Source organism: Chitinophaga alhagiae, from assembly GCF_003568665.1.
Taxonomy (GTDB): domain Bacteria; phylum Bacteroidota; class Bacteroidia; order Chitinophagales; family Chitinophagaceae; genus Chitinophaga; species Chitinophaga alhagiae.
On record NZ_QXMH01000002.1, the window covers coordinates 964,812 to 984,887 of the forward strand.

General features: G+C 52.1%; 15 protein-coding genes and 2 tRNA genes. 8 read left to right on the forward strand and 9 right to left on the reverse strand.

Annotated elements, in window-relative coordinates; all coding sequences use genetic code 11:
- Positions 1-23 precede the first annotated feature (23 nt).
- Positions 24-968 carry a Dyp-type peroxidase gene (locus D3A97_RS14765; protein WP_119079244.1) on the reverse strand — a complete coding sequence of 315 codons (945 nt, stop codon included), beginning with the start codon at positions 966-968 and terminating at the stop codon, positions 24-26.
- A gap of 70 nt (positions 969-1,038) precedes the next feature.
- Here D3A97_RS14765 and D3A97_RS14770 point away from each other — a divergent pair, with 70 nt between their 5' ends.
- Positions 1,039-2,151 carry an acyltransferase family protein gene (locus D3A97_RS14770; protein WP_119079245.1) on the forward strand — a complete coding sequence of 371 codons (1,113 nt, stop codon included), beginning with the start codon at positions 1,039-1,041 and terminating at the stop codon, positions 2,149-2,151.
- 14 nt (positions 2,152-2,165) lie between these two features.
- Here the strand turns inward: D3A97_RS14770 and D3A97_RS14775 are convergent, their stop codons facing one another.
- The 3 genes from D3A97_RS14775 to D3A97_RS14785 form a co-directional block, all read right to left on the reverse strand.
- A complete protein-coding gene (locus D3A97_RS14775) occupies positions 2,166-3,587 on the reverse strand; it encodes a hypothetical protein (protein ID WP_119079246.1) in 1,422 nt (473 codons plus the stop codon).
- 33 nt (positions 3,588-3,620) lie between these two features.
- Positions 3,621-5,114 carry a sulfatase gene (locus D3A97_RS14780; protein ID WP_198674006.1) on the reverse strand — a complete coding sequence of 498 codons (1,494 nt, stop codon included), beginning with the start codon at positions 5,112-5,114 and terminating at the stop codon, positions 3,621-3,623.
- Between the two features lie 382 nt (positions 5,115-5,496).
- Positions 5,497-6,696, reverse strand: a complete 1,200-nt coding sequence (locus tag D3A97_RS14785) for a cytochrome-c peroxidase (RefSeq protein WP_119079584.1) — start codon at positions 6,694-6,696, stop codon at positions 5,497-5,499.
- A 188-nt stretch (positions 6,697-6,884) separates the two neighbouring features.
- On the opposite strand from D3A97_RS14785, the gene D3A97_RS14790 reads away from it, so the two are divergent.
- Positions 6,885-7,436: a dihydrofolate reductase family protein gene (locus D3A97_RS14790; protein WP_119079247.1), complete on the forward strand. Its 552-nt coding sequence runs from the start codon at positions 6,885-6,887 to the stop codon at positions 7,434-7,436.
- Between the two features lie 304 nt (positions 7,437-7,740).
- On the opposite strand, the gene D3A97_RS14795 is transcribed toward D3A97_RS14790, so the two are convergent.
- From D3A97_RS14795 to D3A97_RS14805, 3 genes are all read right to left on the reverse strand, one after another.
- Positions 7,741-7,826 (reverse strand) — tRNA-Leu (locus D3A97_RS14795).
- Positions 7,827-7,915: 89 nt separating this feature from the next.
- A tRNA-Gly gene (locus tag D3A97_RS14800) sits at positions 7,916-7,988 on the reverse strand.
- A gap of 75 nt (positions 7,989-8,063) precedes the next feature.
- The gene (locus D3A97_RS14805) at positions 8,064-8,900 is read right to left on the reverse strand and encodes an RHS repeat domain-containing protein (protein WP_157986549.1); all 837 of its coding nucleotides are present in this window, start codon (positions 8,898-8,900) and stop codon (positions 8,064-8,066) included.
- A gap of 104 nt (positions 8,901-9,004) precedes the next feature.
- On the opposite strand from D3A97_RS14805, the gene D3A97_RS14810 reads away from it, so the two are divergent.
- Genes D3A97_RS14810 through D3A97_RS14825 form a run of 4 tightly spaced genes read left to right on the forward strand, consistent with a single transcriptional unit; the run spans position 9,005 to position 11,980 of the window.
- Positions 9,005-10,033, forward strand: a complete 1,029-nt coding sequence (locus D3A97_RS14810) for a DUF3667 domain-containing protein (protein ID WP_157986550.1) — start codon at positions 9,005-9,007, stop codon at positions 10,031-10,033.
- 11 nt (positions 10,034-10,044) lie between these two features.
- A complete protein-coding gene (locus D3A97_RS14815; protein ID WP_119079250.1) occupies positions 10,045-10,824 on the forward strand; it encodes an enoyl-CoA hydratase-related protein in 780 nt (259 codons plus the stop codon).
- 5 nt (positions 10,825-10,829) lie between these two features.
- Positions 10,830-11,465 (forward strand): carbonic anhydrase, encoded by a 636-nt coding sequence (locus tag D3A97_RS14820; RefSeq protein WP_119079251.1) that lies wholly within the window; start codon positions 10,830-10,832, stop codon positions 11,463-11,465.
- Positions 11,462-11,980, forward strand: a complete 519-nt coding sequence (locus D3A97_RS14825; RefSeq protein ID WP_119079252.1) for an Ivy family c-type lysozyme inhibitor — start codon at positions 11,462-11,464, stop codon at positions 11,978-11,980. Before D3A97_RS14820 ends, D3A97_RS14825 begins: the two co-directional genes overlap by 4 nt.
- 202 nt (positions 11,981-12,182) lie before the next feature.
- Here the strand turns inward: D3A97_RS14825 and D3A97_RS14830 are convergent, their stop codons facing one another.
- Positions 12,183-12,827 (reverse strand): dihydrofolate reductase family protein, encoded by a 645-nt coding sequence (locus D3A97_RS14830; RefSeq protein ID WP_119079253.1) that lies wholly within the window; start codon positions 12,825-12,827, stop codon positions 12,183-12,185.
- A gap of 221 nt (positions 12,828-13,048) precedes the next feature.
- On the reverse strand, positions 13,049-15,286 hold the full coding sequence (locus D3A97_RS14835; protein WP_119079254.1) for a Tex family protein: 2,238 nt from the start codon (positions 15,284-15,286) through the stop codon (positions 13,049-13,051).
- 167 nt (positions 15,287-15,453) lie between these two features.
- Between D3A97_RS14835 and mazG the strand changes: the two genes are divergently transcribed.
- Together mazG and D3A97_RS14845 are read left to right on the forward strand one after the other, a co-directional pair.
- Positions 15,454-16,221 carry a nucleoside triphosphate pyrophosphohydrolase gene (mazG, locus tag D3A97_RS14840; protein ID WP_119079255.1) on the forward strand — a complete coding sequence of 256 codons (768 nt, stop codon included), beginning with the start codon at positions 15,454-15,456 and terminating at the stop codon, positions 16,219-16,221.
- 68 nt (positions 16,222-16,289) lie between these two features.
- A complete protein-coding gene (locus D3A97_RS14845; protein ID WP_119079256.1) occupies positions 16,290-20,042 on the forward strand; it encodes a sensor histidine kinase in 3,753 nt (1,250 codons plus the stop codon).
- Positions 20,043-20,076 lie beyond the last annotated feature (34 nt).

Sequence of the window (20,076 nt, forward strand, 5' to 3'; positions counted from 1 at the left end):
GGAATGTGTTCCCGGGCGGCGCGTCAGCCTGAAAATTCATCGAGCATATCCAGCCCGGGAACAAAAAACAAGCTCCCTGTTTGGGGAGTACTGAAGTCCAGGATACGGTCATAATTGCCTGGAGGGTCCCCGATAAACATATTGGTCAGCATTTTCTCTACTGTAGCAAAGGTACTTGCATAGCAGATAAAATAAGTGCCCATTTCATTGGAAGACACATTTCCGAAAGGCATGTTATCGCGGACCACCTTAAGATCGTCACCGATATTTGCCAGTGCAATATGGGAGTTCTTGGGCTTCACGTCATCAGCCATTTCTATATCATTGTCCCGCGATCTTCCGATGATCTTTTCCTGTTCATGAACGGGCAGCGATTTCCATGCATCCAGGTCGTGGATATATTTTTGAACAAAAAGATAGCTTCCTCCTTTATACGCGGGATCTTGTTCGTCAATAACGGCAAAGAATGCACGGTCGGCGCCATGCGGATTTTCTGTGCCGTCCACAAAGCCAAGAATAGACCGGCTGTCCCAGTACCTGAAGCCATGCACTTCCACCGTACATACGGCAATGCCTTTCATCAGGCCGGAAATCACCGAAGACATATCGTAAGCCAGGCTTTTTTTATCAGCCCTGATATGAAAATGCAGATCGCCGGGCGTTGAAACCGCGGTGTGTTTCTCTCCTTTTACCGCCACAAAGTTCTTCAGTTCTTTTGGCAGGGGTTTCGGGAGGCCGAGCGTTAACCAGGCTTCGTACCCTATGCCCATCACACAGCTGGCCTTGGCATCCGGAAAGCGGTCAAGGGCGGAGTTATTGAGGTTAATGACCAAAGCGCAAACCTGGCTGAAAACTGTTTTTATTTTCACAATATCCACTTCTTTCCTGAGGTCCCACACCAGAAAATAGGTGTTGTCATTTGGATAATCGGTTACGTTTTGAGATCTTACGTTGTTTTCCTTTTTCATGCCTGCGTTATTGCGGTGATACGCTAAATATAACAATAAAGGCAGCAGCCGGATAAATTTATTTTCGATAATGGATACGAACAGAACCGCCGCAACAATTCTGCAAACCAAACCGCATTTCGAGATCCTGGACGGATTGAGGGGTATTGCCGCCCTGGCCGTTGTAGTGTTTCATTTTATGGAGTGGGTGTATACGGACTTAAGCGAGAACTTTATCGGGCACGGTTTTTTAGCCGTCGATTTTTTCTTCTGCCTTTCGGGATTTGTGATTGGGTATGCCTATGATGACCGGATGGCAAAAATGGGTGTTCTCGAGTTCTTTAAATCGAGGGCCATCAGGCTGCATCCGCTGATCATAGCAGGATCGGTGTTAGGCTTGCTGGCATTTCTGTTTGACCCGTTTGGCGGCCAGCCTGAAATGTACAGCACCGGCAAGATCATCCTGCTGTTTTTGTGTTCAGCGCTGCTGATTCCCTTTCCTGTAATGGGAGACCGTGGCTTTAACCTGTTCGGCCTCAATGCGCCGTCCTGGTCTTTGTTCTGGGAATATATCGCCAATATCGTTTACGCATTTATACTTTGCAAGATCAAACGCGGCTACCTGGTGCTGTTAACCATCATTGCAGCAGTGGCTATTTGCTGGGTATGCTACCGTTCCGGCAATTTGCTGGGCGGCTGGAGCGGCCCCACCTTCTGGGATGGCGGCGCCCGTATATCATATTCTTTCCTGGCAGGGCTGCTTATTTACCGTTCCAACTGGATCATCAAAAACAAGCTGGGCTTTGTTGGCCTGGCTGTATTATTGTCCCTGGCCTTTATCATGCCATTTTCGGAATGGAACTGGTTATCCGAATCTTTAATAGTATTGTTTTACTTTCCCCTGCTGGTAGCCCTGGGCGCAGGGGCTACGTTGGCCCCGGGCCTCAGAAAGGTCTGCATCTTTTCCGGGAAGATCTCTTACCCGCTATACATGACGCATTACGCCGTTTTATGGATGTTCGGCAATTACTACACCAGCCATAAACCCGGCGGCACGGAGCTGACCTTCATCATCATTGCCGGAACAGTGCTGCTGGTGGGAGCGGCGTACCTGGTGATGGTGGCTTACGATATTCCGGTAAGGAAATATTTAAGCGATAAGCGGAAGGAAAGGCTTGATGCGGGCAAGCGCGCAACCGGGTAATTTGACAAGCAGGCCTACTGTTTCAGAACAATTTTATACATCTCAAACTGCCCGGCGCTGTTCACATCAATAGTGATCCGGTTATTCACAGCATCCAGCGTTGCTGCCGCGGTTTCTGCTATATAGGGAACGGCTGCGTCAGGCAGGGTGTAATTATTGGGCCGGAACCTGACTACGCTTTCTATAGCGCTAATTGTAAAACCATAAACTTTTACGTTACATGTTGTAGCGGGCTGATTGCGTCCCATCACAAACAGCGTGAGCGTATCCGTGCTATTGCGTGCAGCTGCCACATGGATGGAGTCGTATACGGTATTCACCGCATGGCCTGTATAGCTGCTGGACATCTCTTTGAATATCTGGCCACAGGGAAAAACAACGCCATAATTATAGTTCAGCAGGCCGAGCCCTGGAATAGAACTATTTACTGGAGGCCAGTAACTGCCGGCATCAGCACCCGCCCTTGCATATGCCTGGATTATATCCGGGACAACGTTGGCGGCTTGCATATATACCCAGTTGTCATTATAGGCTTTTGAAGGCGCCCACTCCGATAAATATGTATAGTTTTTAACAGGATTAAAATTATTTGCGCATTGTTCGATCCGTGATTTCAGGCTGTCAATACCATGAGTGGTTGTATAGTGCCCTGTATAGGTATGAAGCGCAACACCATCTATTGCGTCATATGCTTTCGTAAACTGCGCTTTCATTGCCGTAAATTCCGAAGGGACGGTATAATCCCCGTTGATCAGCAGCTTGAAATTCCGGGTGGCAGACGGGAATTGCTGGTTGATGTACTCTGCTATATTCATCGCGGTTTTAACATACTTGATCAATTTAGCGTTCCGGGCTACACCGCCGCCCCATTGCAGCCACCACTCATTGCCGATCTCAACTATCTTTACCTGGGTTGCTCCCGCCAGATTGATGGCTTTAACGGCTGAATCCCTCAGCGCGGCAATGGCACTCCACCAGGCAGGAGACCAAAGCTCTTCATTCATGGCCTGCAATGTTGGCACTACAATGGCATAATCTGTAACATTCGCTTTCAAGGTGGCTATTGATGCTCCGGGCGTGGCCGGCGTTCCGCTCCATCCCGGTGTGGAATTGGAGCTCCAATTGTAGTATTCAGACTCCCACCCTCCGGGAAACCTTACCAACCGGCTGCCGATACCGTTTAGCGCAAGCGCAAAGGAAGAGAAGGATGCATTGGTGACCCTGGACCAGTCATTATTAACGCCAAATATATCGGGGTTAATAGGTACCTTATCATTTGCCCATACATATCCGTTAGCCGTCAGTAAGGTGGCAGTCGCATTGTGCTTGACGTCTGTTTCGTTTATCAGGTCCTGGCCAGGCCCTTTGAGGCTTTTGGAGCATCCGCTTGTGCTTACAATAACTGCAATTAAGATCGTCCATTTCAGTTTTGTCATATAGAGCGATTTAATGATGATAATTGTTTCCTGTCAGGAGGCATATTTTATAGGGTATTGGGCGTTTTGCGTTTTTAACCAGCGTTCCAGGATCTCTTTAAGCGCTTTCGCTTTTTTGGGGTATTGCGTGATCAGGTTATTGCTTTCGGAAATGTCCTGATCGATATGATACAGTTCATAGCGGTCTTCCTCGTACCAGTGGATCAGCTTCCATCCTTTATATAATACGGCTGATGCCGCTCCTCCACCTTGCGGGCTGAAATGCGGGTAATGCCAGAATAAGGGCCGGTGGGCTATTTTCTTCCCTTTGAACAGGCGGTTGAGTTGCACGCCATCCGTATGCGGGGCAGGCGCCGGGGACTGCCTGGCCGCCTGCAGCAGGGTGGGGAAAAGGTCTGTACTGATAACAGGGGTTGCACTGGTTGTATTGGACTTGATCTTGCCTGGCCATTTTACGATCATGGGAACCCGGATACCGCCTTCATATACCCATCCCTTTCCGCCGCGCAGCGGAATATTTGAAGTGGGATGGCCTTCCGAGGTAGATAAACCCCCATTGTCGGAAAAGAAGATAACGAGCGTGTTCTCGTCCAGATTGAGCGCTTTGAGCTTATCCAGTACGCGCCCGATGGCCTCATCCATGGATTCTACCATCCCCGCGTAAATAGCATGGCTCTGGTTCGTTCTTGTTTTCAGATTTCCCTGGGTTTGAAACTCATCGGTCAGCTTGAGCTGTTCTTTCTTTTCGGTATATTTTTTTTGCAGTTCGGGGGTTGTTTGCAAAGGAGTATGTACAGAATAGAACGGCAAGTAGATAAAAAACGGGCGGTCACTATGTGCTGCTATAAACTGGTTCGTTTCCTGCGCTAGGCGGAGCGGGAGGTGTTCTCCCCGGGGGCCGTCTTCCAAACGCGGGTTGCCGTAGGGAGAAAAATAACCATTTGTCCCTGTTGCCTGGTTACGCCGCGGATGGCCCATGGAATTGCCGCCTTTATTCACCTCAAAACCCTGGTGTTCCGGCCAATATATGGCGCTGTCTCCCAAATGCCATTTTCCCGCAATGAAGGTAGCGTAGTTTGCATCTCTAAGCGCTTCAGCAATAGTTACCTGGTCTAGCGGCAGGTGAGACGCAGTGGGTGCAGGCAACATCCGGTAGCGGGCCTTCCACTTCGGATTGTTCCGGAGCTGTTGCGGGTCCGGGGCACCGATATAATCTGTAAGGCCCAATGCGGAAGGATACTTCCCTGTCATAATGCTTGCCCGTGTTGGAGAGCAGACAGGTGAAGCTGTGTATGCATTCGTAAACCGCATGCCTTCACGTGCCAGCTGCGATAAATGAGGCGTTTCATAAAATGAGCTTCCAAATGGGGTAATATCCGTCCACCCGAGATCATCGGCCAGGATCAAAATAATATTGGGCGGCTTTTGTTTTGTTTGCTGGGCAAAGGCGCCATATGCACCTCCCAGGAGCAGGAGGAAAAGAATACCCGAAATTTTCCAGTCGTGAAGGTTTTGTTTCCGATCCATATCTTCTATTTCTTATTTTAAAGGATTATCCATTACGATATTATTCTTTCATTGCATTGCCGTGATTGTTTGTTCACGATGCGGATTGCCCTATAATTCTCCCGTTGCCGGCCGGGATGCGCAGTTTTGCATGTATTGCACCGGCAGCAAAGAGCAATTACCTGCACATGAATATTATTAGTGAATTGCGATCAAATGTTCCTCACAGGTATGCCAGATCTCATTGGCCCGCAAGATCGGTCAGTAGTCCGTTGTTGTTTTGGTTGAAATAACATTATCAATACAATTTGACAGGCAATCAAAGATATTGCTATAGGGTTTCAGAAAAATGTCAGAATTGATGGTATAGATGGATAATTTTACGATGCCTCAAATCCGGCGTCTACCTGATATACCCGCCTACGGGCAGGCCGCTCGGTACGGAAGAGGGCACCTTTTTGTCGTAGTTGGCATCGTTGAGCGTGTTAAGAAATTCCACAATGCTATTGATGTCTTTAAACTCCACCCGTACCGCGGCAGCCAGGGGATCGAGCTGTGCGCGGTCAACATTTGGGTTGCGCAGCGGTTTGCCATGCAGGTCTTCATAAAAAAACAGTACTTCGTTGAGGGTTTGTATTTTACCGCTATGCATGTACGGCCTGGTGAAACGCAGGTTCCGGAGTGTTGGCGTACGGAAGCCGTAACTGCGCTGGATGCCGGAGTCGGATACCGGCAATTTTTCATTATCAGGAGCGCCCAGCACGTGAGATTGAAAATCTGACAGCATGGGCCCGCTGTGGCAACGTGCGCAACCGGAATTGATAAAAAGCTGCATGCCTTCCCGCTCCCTTTCTGTAAGGGCGGAGCGGTCGCCACGCATAAACTGGTCGAAGCGGGAGTTCGCGGCCGTCAGCGAACGCTGGAACGCGCCGAGGGCTTTGGTGATATTGGTAGGTGTGACAGTATTGCTTTCGGGGAATACTGTTTTAAAAAGCCGCCGGTATTGGGCTATGCCGTTCACACGTTTCGCCACTTCTTCCATAATATGATCTTCGCTGAAACCATGCCCGCGCATTTCTTCCAAAGTTTTTATCGGCATGGCAGCCTGCTCTTCAAGGCCCTTGGCGCGGAGGTCCCAAAACATAGGGGCCTCCTCCGGCGTATATTGCCCGTCTGGACCAATGCCATTGAACGCCGTATTGAGGAGAGATTGTGAATTGCGTTTAGTGAAGGGGATGTTGTTATCATGATTGAAGCGCCGCTTTTCGCCCAGGCCTGTACCGTTTACGCCAATAGACAGATCGATGCTTTCCGCGTAACCGAAATCCGGATGATGACATGTGGCGCAGGCTACGTCTTTTCCGCCAGACAAAACAGGGTCATAAAACAACAACCGGCCCAGTTCTATTTTTTCGGGCGTAGTGGGGTTATTGGCAGGAGAGCGGTAGGTGCGCGGCAAGGCGTCGATGGACCCCAGGCCCGGCAATTCTTTTTTTTCGGCAACGGCGGTTTGGCCGGCCGGTCTGTTGGGTGAGCGGCAGGCGTTCACAGCTACGATACCGGCCGCCAGAAGCAGTAAGGCATGAGTAATTCCCAGGCGCATAGGTTTGCTTATCATTTATGTCCGTCAAGATAATAAATAACGAGTAAATTGTCTTTTATTTTCCGGCGAAAAATTTGGAGGTAGAACATTGACCTGAAAGCCCTCCTTTTTGGCACGGAATGCCCTCAACATAGTTAACCCCCTTCCTTATTTTTGGCTTATAGCGTTAAAAACAAAAACTGATAAAGATGAGAACTGTAACATTCGGCATGAACATCAGCATTGATGGTTACTGCGATCACACTATTGCCGATCCAGGTGAAGAGGTCCTTGATTATTTTACGGGAATGATGGACGATGTAGACCTGGTCTTTTTTGGCCGTGTCATCTACCAGCTCATGTTTCCCTATTGGAGCGATGTTGCGAAAGATCAATCCGGCACACCCAGTGAAAATAGATTTGCCGAGAGGTTCAGTTCCATCAACAGGGTTGTTGTTTCAAGATCTTTGAACAGCGGCGATGACAAAACGCGGATCGTTCACAGCAACCCTGTGGCGGAGCTGGCGAAGCTGAAACAGCAACCCGGTAAAAAAATTATGGTAGACAGTGTGAGCATGCTTCCCGAGCTGATTGCAGCGGGCCTTATTGATGAGTTTAACCTGGTTGTTCACCCGGTGATAGTGGGGAAGGGAAGACAATTGCTGGATGCCGGGAGCCTCCAGGAAAAACTTGAGCTAAAGCTGGCCAAGATCATACATTTCAAATCCGGCAGTGTGGCGCTTCACTATTCGAAGCAATGAGGGAAAGATAAAGGACCAGGTTGAGAAATTGGGGAAGACGTAAAAGAGCAGAATGGTATTATAGGGTATTGAGGATCATAGCTATAATGATGGCTTAAATTTGACATAGAAAGGGGCGGCCGCCTTCTTATCGCCTTGTTGTAGGCTTGGCACCCCGGGCTTATCGGCTTCTAGTCGCCTTGTTATCGGCTTGGCACCCCCGGTTTATTGCCTATAAAAAGTATGCGGAAAGATAAATTAGCACGCTAACAACTGATGCAAACAAAAAAAGGCCGCCAGTTATGGTGACCTTTTTGATAATTCGTACCCGGGACGGGAGTCGAACCCGTACGGGCCTTGCAGCCCACAGGATTTTAAGTCCGGCGTGTCTACCAATTCCACCACCCGGGTATCCTGCTTTGTAAATGTAACCCATTCACAAAGAACTTTAAACAAAAATTCCAAACCACCACCGGCAGTTTGGAATGATCTGTTTTTTGAGCGGAAGACCGGGCTCGAACCGGCCACCCCGACCTTGGCAAGGTCGTGCTCTACCAAATGAGCTACTTCCGCAGAGATGTAAGAACTTTTTTCGTTGGGATTGCAAAGATAGCAATTGTTTTAATTCTGCCAAGTATTTTTTACCTTCTATTGAAAATAATCATACGTATACCGTATCATTCCCAATAGCTCCTGGCCTTTGCCATAGCATTCTTCCCGCGCCGGCAGCCCCTTCGTGTCATAACTGTATTTCCAGATCAGGTAATCTCCCTTTTCTATGTTCACCACCGTCATTTGTGCCAGTTTCCCATCTGCGCCGTACTCAAAACTGTAGTCCGGCAGCATGCGTTTGCGGCTGGGGTGGTAACGGAGCACGTCCGTGAGCCGCCCCTGGGCATCGTAGTTATAATAGATGCGGGCGCGGCCGGGGGCGGCTTCTTCGGTCACCCTGCCTGCGGTGTCTGTTTTGAACTGCACCATGGTAGAGTCAAGCCCGCCTTTTTTAACGATCAGGCGCTGCAGGCGGCCCAGGGTATCGTATATGTACTGGCGCTGCTCCGTCATCCGGAACTTGTCTTCCCGGCCCCGGGAAAGGGTCTGGATGCCTTCCAGCAGGCCGCTGGCATTGTACTGGTATTGCACCGTGCCGATGGAGTTCTCCGTACTGTCTACCGTTTTGGTAAGCCGCCCGGCATTGCTGAAGGAAGAGACCAGTACGGAACGGCCGCTCACCCGGCTTTGTGTAACGGCCCGCATCTGGCGGTAGCTCTGGTTCATGCCGCGCACGCAAACAAAATCATTGTCTGTTTGCTGGTTGGCATCCAGGCTCCGTACATGCTGGAAGCTGACCTTGCCGGCCTTGAAACCGGCCATGGTGGCGGCGGTTTGCTGGGTGCTGTAAATGTCCTGGTAATAATACTGCGCCCGGGCCCCGGCTGCCAGCAGCAACAGGGCGGCACACAATAACGTTCTCGGTTTATTCATATAAAACATCGGCTGTTGGCAAAAGTACTAACGTTCAGGGCAAATCAAAACGTATATTCTCATAAATCTATATCTTTAGCCGTCCAAAATCAGCAAACCCGCTCGTGAAAACACAACATCTCAGAAAAGATAAAACCTGCCTTAACTGCGGCGCCGAAGTGCCAGAACGTTTCTGCTCCCGCTGCGGACAGGAAAACGTGGAAACCAAAGAGTCTTTTGGGCACCTGGTGAGCCATTTCTTTCAGGACATCACCCATTATGATTCCAAGCTGCTCCTTACCTTAAAGAACCTCTTTTTCTACCCGGGCCTCCTCACCAAAAAGTATGTGCAGGGCCACCGGGCGGATTATGTGAACCCCATCCGGCTGTATGTGTTCACTTCTTTCCTGTTTTTCCTGCTGCTGGGCTCCGTGAACCACGGGGAAAACCCTTACCTCCGGAAAAAGCCGCATGAAAAAAGCGCGGCGGCGCAGGAAAACGAAAAGGCGGTGGTTACCTTCAGCAGTGTGGAAAAACGCCTTAAAGACTCCCTGGCCACGGCCAAACCTGAAGATTCGGCGGACTATAAAATTGCCGCCAACGCCATGGAGAGTTTTGCCAGGCTCCAGAACGACACTACCGGCCGTGCGGCCATCATGTATGACTCCCTGCAGCAACTGAAACCGGAACATGAGCGGGACGGGTTCTTTATCCGCAACCTCCAGCGCCGCCACTTTGAGATGCGGGACAAATACGGGGATAATGAAAGTACTGTGCTCAGGGAGAACATGATGCACCATTATCCCAAGCTGATGTTCCTGCTGTTGCCGTTCTTTGCCCTGCTGCTGAAGATCGTGTTCAGGCGGAAAGACCTGTATTATGCAGACCATGCCATTTTTGCCATCCACATCCATACCTTTGTTTTCATGATCTACATGGCAGGCATCGTGCTGAACCTGTTGGTCCACAACGATGATGTCTACGCCTGGCTCATGCTGCCGCTGTTCCTGTACTTTGTGATGGCAGCACGCAATATGTATGAGCGCAGCTGGATAGGGGCGCTTTGCCGTTCCCTGCTGGTGGTATTTTTGTACGCGGCCGGAACATTAATAGTGGCGTTATTGTTTATCATCCTGATGTTCGCCATTACTTAAAAACAGTTGTTATGACGCCTGAATACATCATCATACATCAACAGGCGCAGCCGCACATAGCGCATGTGCAGCTCAACCGCCCCAAGGAGCTGAACGCCCTCAACCTGCAGCTCATGCAGGAGCTGCGGGATGCGCTGAAGATGCTGGACGAAGACGAGAACACCCGCGTGATAGTGCTCAGCGGCAACGAAAAAGCATTTGCCGCAGGGGCAGACATCCGGCAAATGGCGGGCAAAACGGCTATTGACATGTTCAATACGGACCAGTTCAGCACCTGGGACGCCATCAAAAAAATAAAGACGCCCATGATTGCGGCCGTTAGCGGATTTGCGCTGGGCGGCGGCTGTGAGCTGGCCATGTTGTGCGATATGATAGTGGCGAGCGAAACGGCCCGCTTTGGCCAGCCGGAAATAAAAATAGGGGTGATGCCCGGCGCCGGCGGCACGCAACGCCTCACCCGCGCTGTAGGCAAGGCCCTGGCCATGGAAATGGTGCTGACCGGCCGCTTCATTACAGCGGCAGAAGCCCGGCAGGCCGGTCTCATTAACAGCGTAGTGCCGCAGGAACTATATTTGCAGGAAGCCTTTCGCCTGGCGGCCGTTGTGGCGGAAATGAGCCCGCTGGCCGTTAAAATGGCCAAAGAGGCGGTGCTGCGGGCGTTTGACAGCACGCTGGAAGAAGGGCTGCACTTCGAAAGGAAAAACTTTTACCTGCTGTTTGCCTCTGATGACCAGAAGGAAGGCATGCAGGCATTTATAGATAAAAGAACACCGGTATTCACTGGAAAATAATACATATGAACCCGTTCGAACAACTACTGGAGAATAACAAGATATGGGCCGCTGAAAGAGTGGCGCAAGACAAAGACTTTTTTAAGCGGCTGCAAGACCAGCAGGCGCCCAAGTTCCTGTGGATAGGCTGTTCAGACAGCCGCGTGCCCGCCAACGAGATCACCGACACGCAGCCTGGCGAAATTTTCGTACACCGCAACGTGGCCAACATGGTGGTGCATACAGACATGAACCTGCTCACCGTGCTGGAATACGCCATCAAGGTGCTGGAAGTGGAACACATCCTGGTGGTGGGCCATTATGGCTGCGGAGGGGTGAGAGCGGCCATGACGAATGAGAACTTCGGCATTATCAACCCCTGGCTTAAGCACATCAAGGACGTGTACCGCTTTTACCGGGATGAGATAGACGCGCTGGAAACGCATGAGCAGCAGGTAGACCGACTCACCGAACTGAACGTAAAGGAACAGGTGATGAACCTGGCCAAAACCACTACCATCCAGGAAGCCTGGCGCCGGGAGCAGCGCCCGCACCTGCACGGTTGGGTGTACGGCCTCAGCAACGGCATCATCAACCCCGTGTTCCACATGCCGCCCAATACGCCCATAGACCCTATTTACGAATACAATATCAAGCCATGAAACACTACATTGCCTGTATGTGCCTGGCCCTGGCCGCCTGCAACGCACCGGCGGGGAACAAGCAGGAAAAAAGATCGCCGGACTCATTGACCATGATACCGGCAGATACCATGATCCACACCACAGACACCACTATTACGCCTGCACTGGTGGAATCATGGAAATCTTATGAACAATACAACGGCAAGTATGCGCAGGATGTGAAGCTGGTAAGCCAGAACCCCCTGCGCCAGCGCCTCAGGCAGTTGCTGGGCGCCGATGAGGCGGAGTTCCTGAAACGCTACAAGGTAATGCCGCCCATTGAAGTGGAAAACGGCATCCTGTTCAATGAAGGCTGCAAGCCGCACGACTGTTCCGTGGAAGAGGCGGCTATTGCCATAGATATGAAGCGGGATGTGATCTACGTAGGCATTGCCCGCAACAAGGCGGTAAAGCTCTACGGGGAAAAGGAAGACACGGCGTACCCCGAGAAGCTGATGAAGTGGATGATGAAATTTGAAGAAAAAAGGAACTGATGCCTTGCAGGCACCAGGGATCTTATACAAAAGGGGCTGTCTCAAAAGTAATTTGATGGGCTTGAGAATCGCGTAAACGAAAAATCTCTCCATCAGGTACCTGAATAAGATCAGGTAAAAATTACTTTTGAGACAGCCCCTTTTTTGTTCAGGCGCACGTGGTGTTTTACCCAATGGCGCCCTGTCTATGCAAGTCTCCCGTTTATTTCTTTCTCTGTTCAAGTTCCTGTTCCGTAGCATCTTCTTCATCAAACTCGCCGGTAACTACTGCTCCCGCCGGCTGGTATTGCGCAATGATCACACCGGTGCCGGAAATAGCATGATCGGTGAGCTGCAGGCTGCCGGGTGCGGCGTTGCCGTCAAAAAGGCGTTTGCCTTTGCCCAGCAGCAGCGGGTACGTCATGAGGATAAGTTCGTCTACCAGTTGTTCAGCCAGCAATGTTTGCAGAAAGTTGGCGCTGCCCCACACCAGCAGGTCTATGCCGTTTTGCGCTTTCAGTTCCTTTACCTGTTGCAAGGTGTTTTTGTTGAGCAGTACAGTACGGTCCCACGTAGCGCTTTGCAAAGTGCCGGTGGCTACGTATTTGGTGGCCTTGTTGATCTTTTCTGCCATGGGGCCGCCTTTGAAAGGCCAGTAGCCGGCAAATATATCGTAGGTCTTCCTGCCCAGCAGCAGATCGTGTGGCTGCCCGGTAGCCTTGTCCAGGTATTGGCCAATTGTTTCGTCGCCATAGTTAACAGACCAGCCGCCGAATTTGAAGTTGTTGGAGGTATCTTCCCCGGGGCCGCCGGGAGCTTGTATAACGCCGTCAAGTGACGAAAAGGTAATGACTTTGATCTTTCTCATTTTTCTACGGTTGAAAGAGTGAAGAATGATTTGTTGATACAAAAGTAGGGGCAGGCGGTGAAAGAGGGGATGGGGGAATCCGACTTCGTTGCGGTGGAATGCGACATTTTGGGGAAAGGGGCTTCACCATACCCGGAATGATCAGGGCCGACCCCGTTTGGGGTCAGCCCTGTAATGATGCGCTGGTAGAACACGTGGTCCAGCCTTGCAGCAGTGATATGTTATTTGAACTTCGATCTCAACGCCTGCAGTTTTGCCTGGAAGTCGTTCAGCGGCGCTTCTTTGGCCGGCTTCTGCTCCCTGCGTTCCCTGCGCTGGCCGCCGCCTGAAGGTTCGCCGGTTTTCATGGAAAGGGAAATGCGTTTGCGCGCAATATCCACTTCCAGTACGGTTACCGTTACCTTCTGGTTCAGCTTTACGGCCTCGTTGGGGTTGCTGATGAACTTGTTGGAAAGATGGGAGATATGCACCAGCCCGTCCTGCTTCACGCCAATGTCTACGAACGCGCCAAACGCGGTGATGTTGGTGACTACGCCGGGCAGCGTCATGCCGGGTTTCACATCTTCCATGCTCTTGATGCCTTCCGCGTATTCGAAGATGGCGATCTCGTCTCGCGGGTCCCGGCTGGGTTTGGCCAGTTCCTTGAGAATATCTTCAACGGTGAGCTGGCCGGCTTCTTCGGTAATAAATTCCTTGATGTTGACCTGCTTGCGGAGGTCTTCCTTGCCGATGAGGTCTGCCACGGTGCATTGCTGTTTGGCGGCAATGGCCTCTACCAGCGGGTAGCGCTCGGGGTGTACGGCTGAATTGTCCAGCGGGTTGTCTCCGTTCTCAATGCGGAGGAAGCCCGCGCATTGTTCAAACGCTTTATCGCCCAGGCGTGTTACTTTTTTCAGCTCCTTCCTGTTTTTGAACGCGCCGTTCTCCCTGCGGTACTTCACAATGTTTTCCGCCAGGGAAGGGCCGAGGCCTGAAACATAGGCCAGCAGGTGTTTGGAGGCGGTGTTCAGGTTTACGCCCACGTTGTTTACGCAGCTGACCACCACGCGGTCAAGGCTTTGTTTGAGGTGGCCCTGGTTCACATCGTGCTGGTACTGGCCCACGCCAATGGCCTTGGGGTCTATCTTTACCAGTTCCGCCAGCGGGTCAATGAGGCGGCGGCCAATAGATACGGAACCGCGCACGGTCACGTCTTCGTTCGGGAACTCTTCGCGCGCTACCTCTGAAGCGGAGTATACGGAGGCGCCGCTTTCATTCACCATGAACACGTTCACCTTGCGGCCGAAGTCTATCTTTTTTACGAACTCTTCGGTTTCTCGGCCGGCGGTACCGTTGCCTACGGCAATGGCGGAGGCCTCGTATTTGTCTACCCAGTTGCGCAGCAGGTGCTCCGCATCCTGGGCCTTGTAATTCTTTTCAAGCGGGAAAATAACGTCGTGCGCCAGCATGTTGCCCTGGTTGTCCAGCGCCACGGTTTTGCAACCGGTGCGGTAACCGGGGTCTATGGCTATCACCGGCTTGGGGCCCAGCGGGGCCGCCAGCAGCAGCTGGCGCAGGTTTTCGGCAAACACCTCAATGGCTTCGGTATCCGCTTTTTCTTTGGCCGTGGCCCTGAACTCGTTTTCCAGCGAAGGGCGCAGCAGGCGTTTGTACGCATCCCCCGCGGCCTTGCCAACCTGTTCGGCCGCAAAGCCTTTGCCTTTCACAAATTGTTTGTGGATGATCTCTGAAGCGTCTTCTTCCACCGGCGCTATATTGCCGAAAAGGATGCCTTCGCTCTCCGCCCGCAGAATGGCCAGCACGCGGTGAGAAGGAATGCTGTGCAGCGGCTCGTTGAAATCAAAATAATCTTTGTACTTCACGCCTTCGGCCTCTTTGCCTTCTATCACCTTGGAGGTAAACACGCCGGTATTGGTAAAGAGCTTGCGCAGCTTGTCGCGCAGCTCGGCATTTTCGTTGATCCATTCCGCAATAATGTCCCGCGCGCCTTTGAGGGCCTCATCACTGCTGGCCACCTGCTCGTTGATGAAACCTTCGGCGGCCGCTTCCACCCCTTCTTCCTCCTGCTCAAAGATCAGTTTGGCCAGCGGTTCCAGGCCTTTTTCAATGGCCACGGTAGCGCGGGTCTTACGTTTGGGCTTGTAGGGGAGGTACATGTCTTCCAGCTCCGCCAGCACCCAGCTGCTTTCCAGCTTATCCAGCAGCTCAGGGGTCATTTTCTCCTGCTCCGTGATGGTTTTGATAATAAAGGCACGGCGGTCATCCACCTCCTTGTAGCGCTTGGACAGGTCTTCCACTTTGCCGATCTGTACCTCGTCCAGGCTGCCGGTCTGCTCCTTGCGGTACCGGCTGATGAACGGTACGGTAGAGCCTTCGGCCAATAGGCCCATGGTACTCTCGGCCTGCTTCGTGGAGATGCCCAGCTCGGCGGATATGAGCGCCACGTGTTTCGGATTCATATGCGTTTCTTTTGTGATTTTGCTAAGGCCGCAAAGCTAATTAAATTGGCTTTCCTGCCAAGAAAAAGAAATTAACAACCGCGGGGTGGAAAGATATGGAATCGGGGATATCCCGGATTTGCATTATTTTTCCGTTTCTTAGCACCGGGACCTTAATATTTAATGTTATGCAGCAGCCAGCACAAGCTTTTAACAGGTTATTGGAGATCATGGACGATTTGCGGGAAAAGTGCCCCTGGGACAGGAAGCAGACCCTCCAGAGCCTGCGGCAGCAAACCATAGAAGAACTGTACGAGTTGACAGACGCCATCACGGAAGAAGACTATAAAAGCATCCGTGAAGAGCTGGGAGACCTGATGCTGCACATCGTGTTCTATGCCAAAATAGGCGCCGAAAAGGAGAAGTTCACCATTACGGACGTGCTCACGGGCATTTGTGACAAGCTGGTGGCCCGCCATCCGCATATTTATGGGGACGTGAAGGTGGAAAACGAGGAAGACGTGAAGCAGAACTGGGAAAAGCTGAAGCTGAAGGAAGGGAAAACATCCGTGCTGAGCGGGGTACCGGTATCATTGCCCGCGCTGGTAAAGGCCATGCGGCTGCAAACAAAGGCCAGGACCGTGGGTTTTGAATGGGATACCACCAGCCAGGTGCTGGATAAAGTAAAAGAAGAGACCCTGGAGCTGGAAGAAGCGGTGCAGAAGGGCAACCAGGATGAAATAGAGGCCGAATTTGGCGATCTGCTGTTTGCCCTGGTCAACTACAGCCGTTTCCTGAAAATAGACGCGGAAAACGCCCTGGAACGCACCAACAAGAAGTTCATCCGCCGCTTTAAGGCCATGGAGACCCTGGCCGCGGAAACCGGCAGAACGCTGGATGAAATGAGCCTGCAGGAAATGGACGGGCTGTGGAACAGGATCAAACAGGGAGAATGAGCATACGTAGGCACAACACAATACAATAAACCAGGACAGGAACAAGCGAAACCGGGCCAATAAAAATTATGCTGGACATCAAGGAAATAAGACTGTTTTTTCTCCGCAACGGCTACCTGCTGATAGTGGCCGCGTGGCTGTTCACCTTCGCGTTCCTGTTCAACAACTACTGGAGTTATTATTCCTCCCCCCACGGCGTACAGCGCAGCCTGGAGAGCGACATCCACAGCCGCGAAAACTCGTTCGGCAAACTGGCGGCAGATACCGCCACCGTTAAAAAGCTGTTCAACGGCAGCTATAGCGAAGGCATGCTGAAAGACATTCACGGGCGGGATTATTTTCTCTTTGCTTTTGATACCACGGAATATGGCCATAAAATGGTGTTCTGGAGCACCAACACCGTGCAGCCTCCCGTGCAGGAAGGCCTGCGGCCCGGCACCAGTTTCCGCAAGCTGCTGAATGGCTATTACGTTATGAAGGTGCATGCCTACCCCTCCGGGCGCTACCTGCTGGGCCTTATCCCGGTAAAGCGGGAATACAGCATTTCCAACGAGTACCTGCCTTCCCGTTTTTACGGCCGCCCCGCCATAGGCCGGGAGTACGCCATCAACAACCGCCCGCCGGGGCTGCCCGTGGTGAACGTGGAAAGCACTATTCTCTTTTACCTGCAATATGACCCCTCCAAGTCGGAAACCTCGCCGAGTTTGATAAGCGTATTGCTGCTCACGCTGGGCTGCATTTGCGTGCTGATCTTCATCAACCTGTTTGCCACCCTCATTGCCAAAAAACTGTCCCCGCTGAAAGGGTTCCTTTTCCTGTTGGCTGTAGTGCTTATTTTCAGGGTGCTCAGTTACCTGTACGCCTTCCCGGTAGACCTGGGCTCCCTCAACCTCTTTCAGCCCACTATCTATGCAAAAGACGATGTGTTCCGCTCCCTGGGAGACCTCATGCTGAACGTACTGTTCACCTTCTGGCTGATCCTCTTTTTCCGGCAGCATGTGCGCACCATTCACCCGCCAGTGGTACGCAAAAAGTGGCAGAGCCGCCTCATCATCGGCGCGGCGGGCCTGGTGATGTTCATTGCCGGCCAGTTCCTGCTGGACCTGATCCGCAGCCTGGTAATAGATTCCAAGATATCTTACGACGTTACCAACTTTTTCAGCCTCAACGAGTACAGCGTAATAGGCAGCATGTGCCTGGGCTTCATTGCCATTACCTTCCTGTTCTTCTCGCAGATCGTCAACTACCTGCTCAACCAGCTGACCGACTTCCAGTACCGCAGCAAATACATTGCCCTGGCGGTGGTGGGCCTGGTGTGGCTGGCCTTCCGCTTCAACCAGCCGGATTTCAGCGCCTCTGTGGTGCTGATGTTCTGGCTGCTGGCCTACGTGGTGATACTGGACCTGCTGGAGCTGCGTTTCAGCCAGGGCTCCGCCTCCCTGCCATTCATTATGTGGATGCTGATGATGACGGTCACCACCTCTGCCGTGCTCATCTATTACAACAACCAGAAAGAGCTGAACACCCGCCTCAACATAGCGCAGAACCTCTCCAAGCAGCGGGACCCCTACCTGGAAACCTTGCTGACGGACGTGGGAGACCGCATTGCGAAAGACCCCGCCATCCGCCAGTTCTTTATACAGCCCAGCCGGGAAAGCAAGCGGGGCCTGGAAAGAACGCTGGAAGAAAAATATTTCTCCCGCTACCTGAACCGCTTCAATATTTCCTTCCACACCTTTGACGCGGAAGGCCAGCCGCTCTACAACCGCACGCGCGACACGCTGGAGCAGTTCAATGCCCGCATCATGACCGGCAGCACCCTGCCGCACGTACTGGGCCGGGACCTGTATTATGACGAGCGCAGCTTTAACGACTACAGCTACATCGGCAAAAAGGAATTTACCGGCTATAACGATTTTGTATCAGGCTACCTCTTTTACGAAGTACGCTCGGAGCCGGAAGTAGCGCGGGCAGACCGGCTGTACCCCGAGCTGCTGATAGAAAGCGGCATGCAGGACCCTGACGCGGAGTATGCAGACCGGTACTCCAGCGCTGTGTACGACAAGGGGGTGCTGGTGCTCAACCACAACAGCTACCCCTTCAAGACCTACCTCACGCCGCGTGAAATACCCGCCGCGGATGTGGTGTATGAGGAAGAGAACGGTTACTCGGTGCTGTATTACCAGGCCTCGAAAGACAAGCTGGTGCTGATAGCCAAGCCCACCCGAAACTTCCTGGAGTTCATCACGCTCTTTGCCTACATGTTCTGCCTCTTCTTGCTGATCATTGGCCTGTACGTGTTGCTTGACCTGCTCATCAAGGCGCGCATGCGCATTGCCAACCTGCGTAACATTGTGAAGCCCAGCATCCGCACCAAAGTGCAGGGCACCATTATTTTTGCCGTTACGTTCGCCTTCCTGGCGCTGGGCCTCACCACCATCCTCTTTTTCATTGGCCGCTACCGGGAAGAGAACGCTGAAAAGCTGAGCACCACCGTACATGGCATAGCCCGCGAAATTGAAGGCGCCTTTCATGCCCAGCGGGAGTTTGACGAAATGGAAATGATATTCGATTCCATTTTTGTGAAAGACCTCTCCGCCGCTATTGCGGAAATAGCCACGGAACATAATGTAGACATCAATATTTACAACACCCACGGTCAGCTGGAGCTGTCTGCCCAGCCGCTCATGATAGAAAAGGGCCTGCTGTCTGAAGCCATGAACCCGCTGGCCTATTACCAGCTTTCCCGGCTGAACGAGATACAGTTCATCCAGGAGGAGCGCATCGGCAACATGAAGTTCATCAGCGGGTACATTCCCCTGCGCAACAAGGGCAACGTGTTTGCCTACCTCAACGTGCCGTATTTTGCCACCCAAACAGAGCTGAACCAGCAGATATCCACCTTCCTGGTGGCCCTCATCACCATCAACGCCTTTATCTTCCTGATAGCTGGCCTGCTGGTGCTGTTGATCTCCAATACCATCACCAAATCTTTCTCTCTCATTACGGACAAGCTGCGGAACGTGAACCTGGGGCAGCACAATGAGGAGATAGCATGGGACAAGGACGATGAAATAGGCCTGCTGGTGAAGGAATACAACAAAATGGTGCAGAAGCTGGAAGTGAGCGCCGAAATGCTGGCCAAAAGCGAGCGGGAAGGCGCCTGGCGGGAAATGGCGCGGCAGGTGGCGCACGAGATCAAGAACCCCCTCACGCCCATGAAGCTCAGCATCCAGTACCTGCAGCGGGCCATTGCCAATGACTCGCCAGATGTGAAGGCCCTGTCTGTCAACGTGGCCAGCACCCTGGTAGAGCAGATCGAGCACCTGTCTAACATTGCGTCTGATTTTGCGGCTTTTGCCTACATCAGCAAGGGCCATAGCGAGGTGTTTTCGCTGGGAGAGGTGCTGCAGTCTGTGACCGCCCTCTATATGAGCAGCCCTGAATGCCATATTTACTTTGAACGCCAGCAGAAACCCTACCGCATTGCCGCGGATAAGACCCAGATCAACCGCCTGTTCACCAACCTCCTCCAGAACGCCGTTCAGGCCATTCCCGAGGGCCGGGAGGGGCATATTGCCATTTCTGTGAATGATGATGGGGAGCACGTTACCGTGGAGGTAATAGATAATGGTACCGGCATTCCGCCGGAGGTGGAGCCCAAAATATTCGTACCCAATTTCACCACCAAATCTTCCGGCACCGGCCTGGGCCTGGCTATGTGCAAAAACATAGTGGAACAGGCGGGCGGGGAGATCTGGTTCAAGACCTCCCCGGGCATGGGTACTACTTTCTTTGTGAAATTACCGCTGGTGAAGTAGCTCCCTGGGCGCAACGCCACAAAAGAAAAAGGGC